17 protein-coding genes are annotated in these 15,276 nt (G+C 45.0%); 10 read left to right on the top strand and 7 right to left on the bottom strand.

The window, feature by feature from the left end; translation table 11 throughout:
* The first annotated feature begins 91 nt into the window (after positions 1-91).
* Entirely contained in the window at positions 92-1,327 is a 1,236-nt protein-coding gene (locus QUB61_RS10085) for a hypothetical protein (protein ID WP_333123287.1), read from the top strand.
* Between the two features lie 14 nt (positions 1,328-1,341).
* On the opposite strand, the gene QUB61_RS10080 is transcribed toward QUB61_RS10085, so the two are convergent.
* From QUB61_RS10080 to QUB61_RS10060, 5 genes are all read right to left on the bottom strand, one after another.
* A complete protein-coding gene (locus tag QUB61_RS10080; RefSeq protein WP_333123285.1) occupies positions 1,342-1,641 on the bottom strand; it encodes a (2Fe-2S) ferredoxin domain-containing protein in 300 nt (99 codons plus the stop codon).
* Between the two features lie 265 nt (positions 1,642-1,906).
* Positions 1,907-2,881 carry a cysteine synthase A gene (locus QUB61_RS10075; RefSeq protein ID WP_333123283.1) on the bottom strand — a complete coding sequence of 325 codons (975 nt, stop codon included), beginning with the start codon at positions 2,879-2,881 and terminating at the stop codon, positions 1,907-1,909.
* Positions 2,882-2,946: 65 nt separating this feature from the next.
* Positions 2,947-3,531: a Uma2 family endonuclease gene (locus tag QUB61_RS10070; protein WP_333123281.1), complete on the bottom strand. Its 585-nt coding sequence runs from the start codon at positions 3,529-3,531 to the stop codon at positions 2,947-2,949.
* 35 nt (positions 3,532-3,566) lie between these two features.
* Positions 3,567-4,148 carry a Uma2 family endonuclease gene (locus tag QUB61_RS10065; RefSeq protein ID WP_333123278.1) on the bottom strand — a complete coding sequence of 194 codons (582 nt, stop codon included), beginning with the start codon at positions 4,146-4,148 and terminating at the stop codon, positions 3,567-3,569.
* 300 nt (positions 4,149-4,448) lie between these two features.
* Positions 4,449-5,087: a peroxiredoxin gene (locus QUB61_RS10060; protein ID WP_333123276.1), complete on the bottom strand. Its 639-nt coding sequence runs from the start codon at positions 5,085-5,087 to the stop codon at positions 4,449-4,451.
* A gap of 160 nt (positions 5,088-5,247) precedes the next feature.
* Between QUB61_RS10060 and QUB61_RS10055 the strand changes: the two genes are divergently transcribed.
* From QUB61_RS10055 to QUB61_RS10025, 7 genes are all read left to right on the top strand, one after another.
* Positions 5,248-5,523, top strand: coding sequence for a hypothetical protein (locus QUB61_RS10055; RefSeq protein ID WP_333123273.1), 276 nt, complete (start codon positions 5,248-5,250; stop codon positions 5,521-5,523).
* A 95-nt stretch (positions 5,524-5,618) separates the two neighbouring features.
* Complete coding sequence (locus QUB61_RS10050) at positions 5,619-5,981, top strand: cupin domain-containing protein (protein WP_333123269.1); 363 nt, start codon at positions 5,619-5,621, stop codon at positions 5,979-5,981.
* A gap of 1,069 nt (positions 5,982-7,050) precedes the next feature.
* Entirely contained in the window at positions 7,051-7,773 is a 723-nt protein-coding gene (locus QUB61_RS10045; RefSeq protein ID WP_333123267.1) for a methyltransferase domain-containing protein, read from the top strand.
* 57 nt (positions 7,774-7,830) lie between these two features.
* Positions 7,831-8,712, top strand: a complete 882-nt coding sequence (locus tag QUB61_RS10040) for a ChaN family lipoprotein (RefSeq protein WP_333123264.1) — start codon at positions 7,831-7,833, stop codon at positions 8,710-8,712.
* Positions 8,713-8,750: 38 nt separating this feature from the next.
* The gene (locus QUB61_RS10035; protein WP_333123260.1) at positions 8,751-9,332 is read left to right on the top strand and encodes an NAD(P)H-dependent oxidoreductase; all 582 of its coding nucleotides are present in this window, start codon (positions 8,751-8,753) and stop codon (positions 9,330-9,332) included.
* 65 nt (positions 9,333-9,397) lie between these two features.
* Positions 9,398-9,949, top strand: a complete 552-nt coding sequence (locus QUB61_RS10030) for a helix-turn-helix domain-containing protein (RefSeq protein ID WP_333123257.1) — start codon at positions 9,398-9,400, stop codon at positions 9,947-9,949.
* A 3-nt stretch (positions 9,950-9,952) separates the two neighbouring features.
* Complete coding sequence (locus QUB61_RS10025; protein WP_333123253.1) at positions 9,953-10,522, top strand: PIN domain-containing protein; 570 nt, start codon at positions 9,953-9,955, stop codon at positions 10,520-10,522.
* Between the two features lie 542 nt (positions 10,523-11,064).
* Here QUB61_RS10025 and QUB61_RS10020 read toward each other — a convergent pair.
* Complete coding sequence (locus tag QUB61_RS10020) at positions 11,065-11,895, bottom strand: inositol monophosphatase family protein (protein WP_333123251.1); 831 nt, start codon at positions 11,893-11,895, stop codon at positions 11,065-11,067.
* Between the two features lie 115 nt (positions 11,896-12,010).
* Positions 12,011-13,444: a BCD family MFS transporter gene (locus tag QUB61_RS10015; RefSeq protein WP_333123248.1), complete on the bottom strand. Its 1,434-nt coding sequence runs from the start codon at positions 13,442-13,444 to the stop codon at positions 12,011-12,013.
* A gap of 150 nt (positions 13,445-13,594) precedes the next feature.
* Between QUB61_RS10015 and QUB61_RS10010 the strand changes: the two genes are divergently transcribed.
* Positions 13,595-14,539, top strand: a complete 945-nt coding sequence (locus tag QUB61_RS10010) for an aldo/keto reductase (protein ID WP_333123368.1) — start codon at positions 13,595-13,597, stop codon at positions 14,537-14,539.
* Between the two features lie 178 nt (positions 14,540-14,717).
* Complete coding sequence (locus QUB61_RS10005) at positions 14,718-15,233, top strand: isoprenylcysteine carboxylmethyltransferase family protein (RefSeq protein WP_333123245.1); 516 nt, start codon at positions 14,718-14,720, stop codon at positions 15,231-15,233.
* Positions 15,234-15,276 lie beyond the last annotated feature (43 nt).

Raw genomic sequence — 15,276 nt, 5'->3', positions numbered from 1 at the left:
CAACCCAAAATTTTGCAGAGCAACCCGGTTTTTTTTGCCTAAATCCTAGTATAGTGATTTACTTATTCGTAACAAGCTGCCAACAATTATCATGAACCTCACCTCCCTCGAACTCGCAAAAGACCGAGCGCGCATCTTCAAAAACTACCTCCAAACCGAAATAGATGCCACAGCTAACTCAGAAAAATTAGCCTTTTTAGACCGGGGCATTCAAAACTCGCCTTACCAAAAAGAAATTACCAACTATCCCGATTATCTCAAACAGAAACCCGACGGCTTAAAAGTAATTAGCTATATTCCCGAACCCAATAACCGCCTCAAACTTGCCGCCTTTCCCAGCCTGGGAGAACTACCTCAAATTGACCCTCAAGCTTTAAATTTTCTCCACGAAGACATCAAACAAGCCTGCGTTTGCATTGGTACTTTTGTAGGAGGCAAAATTCAGGCGCAGTGGCTGGGAAAAAACGCACTTACCAAAGCTGAGTTTTGGAGTGCCACTAAAATTATCCCACTCCTTAATATCGTCAGTCAAGTAAATACCAAATATCCCAACTGCGACATTGACAACTGCGTTATTAGAGATAGCGACGGGCAACAACACGATTTTTACTTTTATGATTTAGCAAAAGACATGATTAGCTATAGTACAAATATAGCAACTTCAAACTCCTTAGCAGCGATGTTCAAACGCTTCGATACTCGCATAGGACTAGAACAGTGGCTGAAGAACACTACTGGCAATAACGACCTAACTTTTCGCGGCGATTACGGCGAAATCCCTTATCTCACCAACCCAAAAATATTCGATCGCAGCAAAAAACAAGTGCTGCTAACTGCAGCAGTAAACAGCGCCAAACAAAATAATTCCGTATCTGCTTATGACTTGACCAGGCTGATTTCAATGTTAGGATGGCACTTCCACCTCGAACAGCGATCGCGCATGAAAGGATGTCAGTGGAACAGCTTAAAAACCATTGTCAGAGCAATGGGACATGACAGCGCTCGATACGCGGACGAAGCAATTAAAACTTTGGGGATGGATAGCCTCATCACTTCTCCAGTAATTATCTCAAAATTGGGTTTCGGAGAGAGCTCGATCAGGGGAACCGTAGAAACAGTTTATCTGGCTTTAGTGCAGTTTGTTGACGAACGGCCTCATGCTGCGGGAAAGCCGGCAAAACTCAGAACTTTAGCCATGACTTTGCGGGCAGAAAAAGTTTTAGACGGTTCCAGCACTCTCGATCGCAAAGCGATAGAAATCGACGCCCGAGTCTGCGCCGAAGTCACCGAAATTCTCCGCCGGTTGTTGGCGGAAGAATTTTCTTAAACGCGGGCGATAGACTACTTAGAAAGCCCGTGAAACTTGCGGTAAAGCATCCTCTCCACCGGCTTTCCTCCCCGCAAATGTTGCTCAGTTATTGTAGCAACTTCTTCAGGGCAAACGCCATTGTACCAAACCTCTTCTGGCAGCACCAACACCATCGGCCCGTTGCCGCACTGTCCCAAACAACTGCTAGCAACAACTTCAACTTCTGAGGGCGACAATTGCCGAAAAGCTGCCAGTACCTTTGCTGCACTTTGCTTGCGACAAGTGCGGTTTTGACAAACAAGAACTTGCCTAGAAGATTCTTTGATTTTCATGTTTTTTTACTTGACAGTCTGCTACATATATGGTATTTTTTTATCATGGGAATAGGTGTGGCAATATATACTTGAATTTTAACTGGTTCCCAGGCAGAGCCGGAGAACAAATTTCCAGAGAAACAGCCTTGCTTGCAGAGGAAAATTCGAGACAGAGCCTGGTAACGCGTAGAGTTGGATAAAATTATTGTGGGGTGGGCGTCCCGCCCGCCCGAAAAATACAATTTAGATGCGGGACAACTTAAGACTTCAGCGCACCTGAGGGTTAATCAGGTGACAAACCTTTGGAAGCCAACCATTGTCGATCGAACAAACGCGACTGATACCGAGCCCCGCCGTCGCAGAGTACCGTAACAATCGTATGTCCAGGCCCCATTTGCTTCGCTAAAGCCACCGCCGCCCCCACATTAATCCCCACAGAACCGCCCATAAACAGCCCTTCTTTCCTCAGCAGGTGGTAAATCACCCGGACAGCTTCAGTATCGTCAATTTGAATGGCGTCGTCTACCGGGGCATTCTCCATATTTGCAGTGACGCGAGTGGTGCCAATTCCCTCAGTAATCGAACTGCCTTGAGTCTTAATTTCCCCAGTTTTGAAATAACTGTAAAGCCCGCTGCCCATCGGGTCTGCCAAGACAATTCTCACAGCAGGATTTTTTTCTTTCAAAAACATTCCTACCCCAGCAAAAGTGCCGCCGGTACCAGTAGCTGTTACCCAAGCATCAATTTTCCCGTTTGTTTGTTCCCAAATTTCCGGGCCAGTTGTCTCGTAATGAGCTCGGCGATTGGCTAAATTGTCAAACTGATTTGCCCAGACTGCATTCTCCATTTCCCCCGCCAATCTTCCCGACAACTTGACATAATTATTCGGGTCTTTGTAAGGAACAGCGGGAACAGTCCGAACTTCAGCGCCCAAGGTTTTCAAAGCATCGATTTTTTCTTGAGATTGGTTATCGGGAATCACAATCAAACATTTGTAACCTTTAGCGTTGCAAATGTGGGCCAAACCGATGCCTGTATTGCCGGCAGTGCCTTCAACAACGGTGCCGCCCGGTTTCAGCAAGCCTTTTTCTTCTGCATCTTTGATGATGTAAAGAGCTGCCCTATCTTTAACGGAACCGCCGGGATTGAGAAACTCTGCTTTGCCCAGAATTTCGCAGCCAGTTTCATCGCTGAAGCTGTTTAAGCGAATTAGTGGGGTGTTGCCGATTGTGCCTACAAAGCCGTTTTTAATATCCATATTTTTTGCGTGTTTGCATTCTATTATTAATTTTTACAATAAGTTGATATTTATTGCTAGCAGTTCTACCAAATCTTGCTCATATTGAGTACGAAGCCGGGCAAAACGGGGTCGCCGCTGACTGTCGCGGGATTCTCCAAACATTCCTCTGGCAAACCGGGACGATAGATGTAAACTCTGCGATTTTTGCGGTCAATTAACCAGCCTAACTGCACTCCTGGTTCTCTCATATATTCTTGCATTTTTTCTTGCAAGGGCTTGAGATTGTCAGAAGCAGACCTCAGTTCTACTACAAAATCAGGGCAAATCGGGGCAAACTTTTGCTTTTGTTCTGGTGACAAAGCATTCCATCTTTCCAATTTTATCCAAGCAGCATCCGGCGACTTTTCTGCACCTGTTGACAGAGTAAATCCTGTACTCGAAGTAAACGCTAAACCAGTACCATTTTCTTCTGCCCAAACCCACAGCGGTCCAAATATATTACCTTCTCGGTTTCCCGTCTCCGAACCAGTAGGGGGCATAATTAGCAATTCTCCCGATTTGTTGCGTTCAATGCGCAATTCACTATTGATTTGACAGAACTCGAAAAACTGGTCATCTGTCATTTGCAATTCTGGTGGTATTCGCAACACAATTGTTGATGTCAACATAATTGATTTCCTCGATCGTTGCTCCTATACTAAGCTTACCAAATCTTGCTCATATTGAGTGCGAAGCCGGGCAAAACGGGGTCGCCGCTGACTGTCGCGGGATTCTCCAAACATTCCTCTGGCAAACCGGGACGGTAAATATAAACTCTGCGATTTTTGCAGTCAATCAACCAGCCTAACTGCACTCCTGGTTCTCTCATATATTCTTGCATTTTTTCTTGCAAGGGCTTGAGATTGTCAGAAGCAGGCCTTAGTTCTACTACAAAATCCGGGCAAATCGGGGCAAACTTTTGCTTTTGTTCTGGTGACAAAGCATTCCACCGTTCCAGTTTAATCCACGAGGCATCTGGAGACTTGTCACCCATTGAAAGCTTAAATCCCGTACTGGAGTCAAAACATATACCGGTTCCATCTTGCCCGGCCCAAATATACAACTCTCCAAAGACGCTACCGCTGCGATTTCCCGTCTCGGAACCAGTAGGGGGCATAATTAGCAATTCTCCCGATTTGTTGCGTTCTATGCGTAACTCACTATTGATTTGACAGAACTCGAAAAACTCGTCGTCTGTCATTTGCAATTTGGGCGGTATTCGCAACACAATTGTTGATGACAGCATTTGGCCTTTACTCCACTCTAAATTGTTCAGACAAGATTGCACAATTTCTTTGTTTGTAGTGAGGACTTGAGTCCTCAAAAATCAGGATTAAGGACTCAAGTCCTAGCTACAAGCTGGTGTGATCTCAATTCCGGTTGTATCGGAATGATTAAACCACAGAGGGCACAGAGGACACAGAGAAAGAGAAGAGAGAGATAATAATTCCGATGTCAACGGATTTGATATGACGCGCGAATTATAGAGGTAAGGTGCTCTGCAGGCACCCTACATAATTAGGTTCTGCTTCCAGGAATGTTAAACCTATTTATTCGGCTGAGGAGTCATCCGCAAATAAGGCTTAATCGGCGTGTAGCCTTTAGGAAATTTCTCTGCCAACTCTGCGGGGTCGGTAATCGAAGGTACGATTACGCAATCGTCGCCGTCTTTCCAATCAACTGGAGTCGCAACGCTGTATTTGTCGGTAAGTTGCAAGGAATCAATTACTCGCAAAATCTCATTAAAATTCCGACCAGTGCTCGCCGGATAAGTAATGCTCAAACGCAATTTCTTTTGCGGGTCAATCACAAAAACTGTGCGGATTGTTAAGTTGTTTAGCGAGTTGGGATGGATCATGTCGTAAATGTCGGAGACTTTACGATCGCCATCTGCTAAAATCGGATAATTGAGGGTGACATTTTGAGTTTCCTCAATATCTTTAATCCAGCCCATGTGAGAATCCACATCATCGACGCTGAGGGCAATGGTTTTGACACCCCGCTTTTCAAATTCAGACTTGAGACGGGCCACTGCACCGAGTTCTGTGGTGCACACTGGGGTATAGTCTTTCGGGTGCGAAAACAACACGACCCAGCTATCGCCTGCCCAGTCGTAGAAATTGATTTCCCCTTCAGACGAAGCTTGGGTAAAGTTGGGAACTGTATCGCCTAATCGCAGAGTCATAACTGATTTCCTCTAATTTTATTTAAGGACTGTTCCTTATCATGCCATAATTCCCCGGTTTCTCGATCGAGCTGTAAAGGATTCTAAACTTTTGGGTCGATCGAGCGCCAATTCCACTACTGTAATGTATGTATGGCTTCTACCGCTGAATTTTCTTGCTATGCTTTACTTTTTGCTTAAGGCAATACAGCCTGTTTTAGTCCCGCTGTGTTTTGTCTCCGCCTGGGGTTTAGTTTTTTTGCTCTTTTCGAGTATCGGGCGTACTGTCTCCGACTCCATGCGCCGAGCTCAGCGGATGCACCAAATCCCTTGTGCTAACTGCGTATTTTTCACCGGCGACTACCACCTCAAGTGTCCCGTTCAGCCTACTATAGCTTTATCTGAAGATGCGATCGACTGTCCTGATTATCGAGCGCATTCGGGAACTTACGGTTAAAAAATCCGGCCGCCGCTTTACATATTTCTTAACATCTCTTGCTCTTTCAATTAAACTTAAGTTGTGGTAAAGAGATTTTTAGGAGTCGGGAAAGAATGCTAATTCAAAAGCTAAATGCCTGCGACGAGTTTATTGCTGGCGACGGTACTCAACTGCGAGAATTGCTGCATCCAGACAAACAAGCTGTGGATTTGCGTTACAGTTTAGCCCACGCCGCTTTGCCAGCGGGACAAACTTCTGTCCTGCACTCCCTGACAACTTCTGAAGTTTACTACATCCTCAGCGGCGTTGGGGAAATGCACATTGACGACGAAAATCAATTCGTGGAAGCCGGAGATGCAGTTTACATTCCCCCAAACGCCAAGCAGTTTATTTACAACTGTGGCACAGAGCCGCTAATATTTATTTGTATCGTCGATCCCGCGTGGCGAAAGGAAGACGAGACAATTTTCCAGTAATTTTCTAGTTTTTCTCCTTTTATGCTCGTTACCCGGCTATGCCCGGTAACGCATATCTAGAGGCTGTGCCTCTACTGAAAAAAACATCATATCAATTCCGGTTACACCGGAATGATGGGGAGTCGGGAGTCGGGAGTCGGGAGTGGGGAATGTGGAATTATTGACCTTGACTTTATCATTTCCATGCAACCGGAAACGACATCACAAACGGAAAATTTCTTTTAACAACAACAGCACCCAGCCATATGTACCGAGTGAATTCCTCTTTTTTTAACTTCGATGTGGAGTTGCAATAATCCTCGGATTCACTTGCATTGCTCCCCTCTAATTAGTTTAGGAACTATCAGCTTTGTTGGTGGGTGCTGCTATTGGTTTTTGATGAGACAGATGTGAGATTATACAGCGTTTTACTCCTTAGATTCTATTGTGAACTTCGCTGTGAGATCTGGATGTGGTATCTGTCGGAGAAGCTTTTTGTTCGCTTCATATTATTAATTTAGCACCTTCTTCTAGAAGCGCAAGTACCTGCAACTAAACTTTACATTTTCGCTGGGTCACTACTGAAAATTATGAAGTTAAATAAAACCCGAGTCCTTGTGGGCAGAAGGCAGAATCTTACCCTGTACACAAATCAGGGGTTTTGTGACCCAATTCTTTCCCTCGCGGTCGGTATGTAAACTTTTGTAAGTTTTGCGAAAGTGGCAGGACAGATAAGTAAATTCAGTATATAATTGGCTAGGTCGGATTAAGCTGAACCATGTCACTGCATGTAAACAGAGCTAAGTCAGCCACTACAGGGCTAAGCATACTTTACAATCGTTTACATAGTTGAGTTTTACATCACCTACTTACATCAATAGTCCGGACAGTTTTTAGTTCGTATTCTGAAACCATCGATTTTCCGTTGGTAGCGAACTTGCCGCAGATCCTTGAAACCCTTATTATACGGTTGGCAATCAAAAACTGTCCGAAGTATTGTTACATTATAGACATTCCTAATAGAGGGACTAAAATATTCACGTTATCAGGGTCAAGTCCATTTTAAACACTTAACAAAAAGGGCAAAACTGTGAAAAGCTTTATTCGTCAAAAATTACCGGCTTTATTTTACGGTCTCCGCTACCTAAAAAGACGATATTGGAGAGTTTCACATAGGTTGTTTTCAGAATGGCGTGTTGGAGAAATAGAAGAAAAATTTGCTAAAATTTATAGCCAAAATCTTTGGCAAGATATAGAGTCGGTTTCAGGCCCAGGCTCAAATATTATTCATACAAATGTAATTAGGAAAGAATTACCTAAGCTGGTATCGGAACTCGGTGTCAACTCGTTGCTTGATATTCCTTGCGGTGATTTTAATTGGATGAAAGAGGTAAATCTCGATATAGATATGTACACTGGCGTTGACATAGTTGAAGAATTAGTTGATTTTAACAATAAAAATCATGGAAATGAGCGCCGAAAGTTTGTTAAGTTAGACATTACCAAAGATCCGCTGCCAACAGCAGATTTAATCCTATGTAGAGACTGCTGGGTGCATTTTTCTTTTGCAGATATTTATAGAAGTATTAAAAATATCAAAAACAGTAATTCAAAATATCTTTTGACAACGACCGATCCTAATTTAGATGAAAACATGGATATTTATACAGGAGCTTGGCGAACTATAAATCTACAAATAGCTCCTTTTAACTTTCTTCAACCCATCAAAATTATTAATGAAAAATGTCCCCCAGAATGGTGTTACGATAAAAATTTGGGTTTGTGGCTAATTAATGACCTAACAATTGTGTAAGGGGAAATTTGCGGTGTTTGGAGGGCGGATAGGGCGATCGCACGGCATAATATTTGTATGAAAACAACCAAACTCATCAAATTGTGTGCCTTGTCGCTGGGCCTGTTTCTACTGTGTAGCAGTGCAGCTAGAGCCCAACCGACAGCCAAACCTCAACCGCAGCAGACTTACACTAACAAAGAGATTCTGCAACAGTTGGTAAAGGCAAAAGTCGTGTATCTGGGTGAAACCCACGATAGCGCGGAAGACCACCAAGCTCAACTAAAGATTGTCCGAGAAATGCAGCGGCAAAATCGGAAAATTGCGATCGCCCTAGAAATGTTTCAGCGCCCCTTCCAAAGCGTACTCGACCAATATTTAGCAGGTAAACTCACAGAAGAGCAATTGATTGAGCAAACAGAATACGATCGCAGATGGCGCTTTCCCTGGGAATCTTACGCCCCCATTTTGCGGTTTGCCAAAGAAAATCAACTACCTGTCCTCGCCTTAAATACACCATCCGAAGTAACGAGAAAAGTTGCCAGTCAAGGTTTAGAAAGCCTCACAGCCGAGGAAAAAAAGCACATTGCGCCAATATCCGAAATTCGCACCGACAACGCCGAATATCGGCAACTGCTGCTAGAAGTTTACCAGCAACACCAAAAGGCAGGACAGGGAAATAGTACGGCTTTTGAAAGATTTTTGCAAGCCCAAGTTTTGTGGGACGAAACTATGGCGGAAAAAATCGCTGAATTTGTCAAAGCAAACCCCGACTATCAAGTTGTGGTGTTGGCGGGGAAAGGACACATTATTTACGGTTACGGCATTCCCAGTCGCGTCGAGAGGCGTTTGGGTGTCGGGAATGTAAAAGTGCGATCGGTTTTATTTAATTCCAGTGAAAATCCTCCTTTGTCCGCAGATAGACCCATTGCTGACTTTGTTTGGAATCACTCGGAATAGTACAATTTTACTCGGAAGCAATAATTAGGAAAAAATTAATGACAAACAGACCAAAAATTATCGCATTTGCCGGAAGTACCCGCGAAGCATCCTATAACAAACTGCTGGTAAAAGTTGCGGCGGCTGGGGCTAGGGCGGCGGGCGCAGAAGTTACTTATGTAGATTTGCGCGATTTGCCGATGCCGCTATTTGACGAAGATTTGGAAGCAAAAGAGGGAATGCCAGAAAATGCCCGCAAATTGAAGGAATTGATGGTAGCGCATCACGGGTTTTTGATCGCTTCTCCTGAGTATAACAGTTCAATTACGCCTGTGTTGAAAAATGCGATCGATTGGGTATCGCGCCCAGCACCGGGTGAACCGGGATTGGTGGCATTTACTGGCAAAGTAGCGGTAATTATGAGTGCTTCCCCAGGCGGAATCGGCGGTTTGCGGGGATTAGTGCATTTGCGATCGATCCTGGGGAATATTAACGTATTGGTACTCCCGGATCAGAAAGCAGTTCCCCAAGCTTTTGAAGTATTTAATGCTGACGGTACGATGAAAGATCCCAAACAGCAGGAGTCTGTTGAGAATCTCGGTGCTAAGTTGTCTAATGTGCTGTCGAAATTAATCGCATGAGGCAATAAATTCATTTTGCAGTTGGGACACGGCAATATTGTGTCCCAATCCCAGCATCTGTTATTTTGCTGGGCATCAAGTGCGATCGCGTCGCAGAATTGCTACGATCGGAGTCGATCGACTGTTATTCTCACCCCCAAATTAACATGACATTCACCGGAGATCCGGACTCAGCACCTGCTTTGCCGACAGCAGCAGAAGCAGCGGTTGCCAAAACCAGCAGCCGCGCTTTAGAATCGCACTTGCAAAATCATCCGTCTGGCGAATCCCTCAAATTGATATTAAACGAAAAAGAGGGAAAGACAATTGACATACCTGCCGCAGCATTGCCACTGCTGTTAGCGATTTTGCAACAGACAAGCAGCGGCAATACTGTCAAGCTGATTCCAATTACCGAGGAACTTCATATTTATCAAGCAGCAGACATTCTGGGAGTTTCCGATAAATATATGCGGGAGTTGCTGGATGCGGGAAAAATCCCTTACCAGACAGTCAGGAACAGTCGCCGGATACGTTACGAAGATTTAATGGCTTATAAGAAACAAAGTTACGAAGAAAGCAGTAAAATTATGGATATGCTTGTAGATGAATCAGAAGCACTCGGTTTGTACCATTAAAACATGGCAATTTTAACTGTTGTTTACGATGCTAATGTTTTGTATTCGGCATCTCTTCGTGACTTGTTTGTAGAGTTGGCAATTACCGACATAGTTGAGGCACGTTGGACTGAAGAAATTCACGACGAGTGGATGAGAAATGTACTTATAAACCGTCCCGATATAAGATTTGAACAGCTTTCCCGAACCAAAAGATTAATGAATACAAGTGTTGAAAATTGCTTGGTGCAAGGCTATGAGACAATTATACCAGAGTTGGAACTTCCCGATCCGGGCGATCGTCATGTCCTCGCTGCTGCAATTCACTCTCGTTCAAAGTTTATTATTACTTTCAATCTCAGAGATTTTCCTGAAGAAGCTCTTGCACCTTACGACATTTTAGCGCAGCATCCAGATGATTTTATTTTAGACTTGCTTGACCTCAACTGGCAAACAGTATGCAAAGCAGCCGAGAAACAAAGAATCAGGCTCAAAAATCCGCCAAAAACGCCTGACGAGTATTTGGGAACGCTGGTAGAATTGGGACTACCGCTGTCAGCAACTCGGATGCGAGAATTGTGCTATCGAGATTAGTTCGATCGCAAACCGCAGACTTTTCCGAGTTTCTTCCAAGTTTTTTTATTGTACGATCGCACTGGATCGCTCTTCGGCGCAGCCAATATACCACTCATCTACTTTTTCCAACACCGCAGTAAACGTATTTTCGATTGTGCCTCTACTGGAAAACGGGTATAATTTTATTTTATAGAGATAATAGCTAGTTGAAGAATTACCACAAATTGTAGCAGCACCGCATCACCCGATCGCCCTAAAAGAAAACCACCCGATCGCATATTGCCAGAAATAGACGAGAGCAGGCATACTTTAACCATCGGTCATCGGTCGGTATATTTCTTCCAAACAGCACGGCAGGCGTGGGAGACTCCTCCGTCACGCCTGCCAGGCTGTTTTATTTTATAATTGCTCGATTGCCTAGGGGATAGCTTCGCTTCACGCCAATTATATCGTTTCCGGTTGCATGGAAATGATAAAGTCAAGGTCAATAATTCCACATTCCCCCACGGACCACTCCCCACTCCCAACGGACCATCATTCCGGTGTAACCGGAATTGATATCACCCCATTTTTTTCTTCTTCCAAGCCTCGACAAACGGCAAAAATACCGACACCAACTCCTGCCGATTCATCACCAAAGTCGGATAAGAAATCCTGCCGTAATTCTTCCCCACTTCCAGCGGAAAAATCGCCTGGGACTCCAGCGGTAGCCAAACCGCACCAGCAGCCTTCACAATTACCCAACTCCCGGCAATATCCCAAATTTTCGGCGTCGCTTCCACTCCTCCCAACACCGTACCCGAAGCCACCGTCAAAAAATTGTAACTAGCCATACCCAACATCCGAACTTTACTCGGAAGATGAGGCCCGATTCCCACACTCCGCGAACACAAATTAAAAAAATGATTCCCGCTCATTTTATCAGCACTCGGCCGAATTTGCTGCCCGTTTAAAAACGCACCTTGAGGCATATTGTCAAACACGCCGCCCGCCCAATCAGGTGCATAAAAACCGTGAAAAGACTGATTAATTGGCGGCAAATGCACGCAGCCAAAAACCGGAGTTCCGCGATACAACAAACCCAAAGAAATACCCCAAATCGGAATTCCCCTAGCAAAATTAGTTGTACCATCCAAAGGATCGACAACCCAACACCATTCAGTATCTGGGAAAACCTGTTCTCCTTCCTCGCTCAAAATGCCGTGACTGGGAAAAGTAGATGCGATCGCACTTCTAATTTCCGCATCAGCCCAATTATCGGATTTCGTCACCAAACTCCCGTCATCCTTCTCATCCGCTTGCACGGAACCGAAATCTTGCAACAACTGCCGTCCGACTCTCTCGACAGTAACCCGTGCAAAACTTAAAATAGAATCCCAAAAATTAGTCATTAGTTATTCGTTATTAGTTATTGGTTATTGATTGTGGGAACTAACAACTGCCCCAGGCAAGCTGACAACTGACACCTGCTGTCTCGTCAACTGCCCCAGGCAAACTGACAAAACATCAGTCTAAGTCATTTTCAAGAATATTTGCGATCGCACTTTTAGCATTATCCTGAAACTCCCCAACATCCACCCTACCCAACAGCCAAACAGCCAGAATCATACCCACCGCCGGCACAGCAAAAACCAACCCGTAAGCCAGCATCGGCACCCCAAATAAACTTCTGCCCAAATCCAAAATAGCACCGCCGCTAACCGTCGCCACACCGCGCGCCATCGCCTGCGACAAACCCCAAGCACCAATAAAAGTCCCAGCAGTTTCTGCAGCAGTCAAATCCAACATCAAACTCAGCGCACCAGTCGTCGTAATTCCCGAAGAAAAACCAAACAACATTAAAGCCGACTTAAACACAATTGGATTTCCTGTGAATCCAGATAAAATAATTAAACTCAAACAAGTCGCCACCGACAAACAGCCCAACCTAATCGTATTTTGCTTGCCAATTCGCGGCACAATTAAAAAACCAGTTGCGCTCAAACCGATCAGAGTACCAGTACCGTAAATAGCATTCAACCGGGTAGTTTCCGAAATCTGCATCTTAAAAATTTCCCCGCCGTAAGGTTCCAAAACCGCATCCTGCATAAACAAGCAAATTGTCATAATCAGCAGGAAAGTAAAAAACAAACCGGTTTGGCGGCTAGCGGTCAAAATCCGCAGCGCACTTCCCAGAGTAATTTTATCTTCTCGATTCACTGCGATCGATCGCACCCCGTACCGCGAATATTTTTTCTCAACGCCAAAAGTCGCAATCCCCACCAACAGCAAAACAAGCGCCGGCACCTTCACAAACAAACCGTTAATCGAAGCCTGCAACACTTCGCGCGACACATCCCCATCAATTTGCTTGAGCAAACCGCTGCTAATAATCGCCCCGATAATAATACCAACCATCAGCATCGACCACACCACACCCACCAACTTCGATCGATCTTCCTCATCCGAAACATCCACCAACAAAGCAGCAAAAGGAGTCGAACTCGAACAAATAGCAATACCGTAAAGCGCAAAAATCAAACCCAACAAACCCACCCAACCGTAAGTAGGAGTCGTCCACCCCACAGCCTCCAAACTGCCGCCCAAGCGCCACATCACCTGCACCGCCAAAAAAGCAGAAATCACAAACAAAACGCTTCCTACCCACACATAACCTGTGCGGTGATGGCCAAACAAAGGCCTAGCATCAGACATTTGCCCGAACCACACCCTAGCCGGCGCCACAAACTGGTGCATGGCCAGCGTACCAGCCACCACAGTAGCCGGAATCGCCAACTCCTTAATCATGACGCGATTGAGCACCCCCAGGGTCAAAATCGACATCATGCCCAATCCCATCTGAAACAAACCCAACCGGAACATAGTCAGCAGGGTAACTCTCTTGAGAGCAAAAGTCCCGGAATCTGTTAATCTTGAATCTGGCAAACGGTCGATCGACATAACTATTCAAATAAACACAGCATTTGAATTTATAGTAACTGAGATATAGCAACCCGCCGCCTTTCCTCCCCCGGCTAGAAGCTCGATCGCGATTATTCGTATAAATTCATATAAAAATAAAGAGAATCAAGAACTGTGGATTTACCAACCGTGACAACCATTACCCTAGGACAAAATGGCCCAGCCGTCATTCCCCTGTGCGTCGGAACTTGGGCTTGGGGCGACAAACTATTTTGGAACTACGGCAGCAACTACGGCGCCGCCGAAGTCGAAGCAGCATTCAAAACATCCCTAGACAGCGGAGTCAACTTTTTCGACACAGCCGAAGTCTACGGTAACGGCTTGTCAGAAGAATTACTGGGACAGTTTCTCAAAAAAACCACCCAACCCGTGCAAATAGCCACCAAATTCGGCCCCCTACCTTGGCGGATTACAGGAAAATCAGTTTCCGACGCTTTGAGTGCCAGCTTAAAACGCTTGCAAGTAGAACAAATAGCCCTCTACCAAGTGCACTGGCCCTTCACTTTTTTACTCCGTCAAGAAACCCTGATGAACGCCTTAGCCGATGAAGTAAAACAAGGCAGAATTCAAGCAGTAGGAGTCAGCAACTATTCAGCAGAACAGATGCGCGAAGCCCACAAAATACTAGCAGCCAGAGGCGTTCCCCTAGCAACAAATCAAGTCCGCTACTCCTTGCTGTCGCGACAAGTAGAAAAACAAGGAATTGTGAGTGCAGCCCGCGAATTGGGAGTAACAATTTTAGCTTACAGCCCCTTAGCCCAAGGATTGCTAACCGGGAAATATACAGCCCAAGAACAACCTACAGGAGCCCGCAAAATGGACTCCCGCTTCAGCAAAAGCGGCCTCGAAAAAATCGAATTAGTCATGTCCACCCTGCGGAAAATGGGCAAAAAGCGCGATCGCACGCCCGCCCAAGTAGCCCTCAACTGGCTAATAGCCCAAAACAAAGTAATCCCAATTCCCGGCGCCAAAACCGCAAAACAAGCCCAAGAAAACGCAGGCGCATTAGGCTGGACTTTAAGCCAAGATGAAGTCAACCAACTAGAACTAATGACTCGTCCCTGGCTAGAATAAATTGGTGTTAATTGTTGAGTGTTCACTGTTCGCTGTTCGCTGTTCGCTGTTCGCTGTTCGCCGTAGGTTGGGTTTTACTTCACTGTACCCAACCTACAGTTCACTTTCTTCTCCCCTCTTCCTTCTGCCTTCTTCCTTCTGCCTTCTTCCTTCTGCCTTCTTCCTGCTTCGTCTTACTATGAAAATCTTAACTCACTGGGGTTTCACGCGCGAAGGCTGGCGCCATAACAGCCGCGGCGAATATTTAGTTTTGCTTCAAGGAGGATTGCTCACAGGATTTGTAATCTTACCAGTTTATCAACTGCCAGGATTAAAAATTCAATCAACTCAATTACTTGCTCTTACCTGGATTGTAGCAAGTATGCTCGGCTTGGGCGGATTAATTTTAATCTTCAAAGCATTGATAGACTTAGGAAAAAACCTCACACCTTTACCGTATCCTATAGAAAACGGAGAATTAGTCCAAACAGGCATTTACGGGATAGTGCGACATCCATTATACAGTGGCTTAATTTTAGCCGCCCTCGGCTGGACACTTTTTCAAATGAGCCTATCCCACTTAATAGCCACCGCCATATTAATAATATTTTTTGACATCAAAGCCAATCGAGAAGAAACCTGGTTAACCCAAAAATATCCAGACTATTCAGATTACCAGCAGCGAGTCAAAAAAATAATTCCCGGCATCTATTAACATTTCCACATTCATCGGCGTTAATTCGCGTTCATCTGCTTCG

Source organism: Microcoleus sp. C2D2 (genome assembly GCF_036702495.1).
Classification (GTDB): Bacteria; Cyanobacteriota; Cyanobacteriia; order Cyanobacteriales; family Microcoleaceae; genus Microcoleus.
The sequence above is the reverse complement of the archived record's forward strand: the minus strand, read 5'-3'. Positions and strand labels throughout refer to the sequence as shown.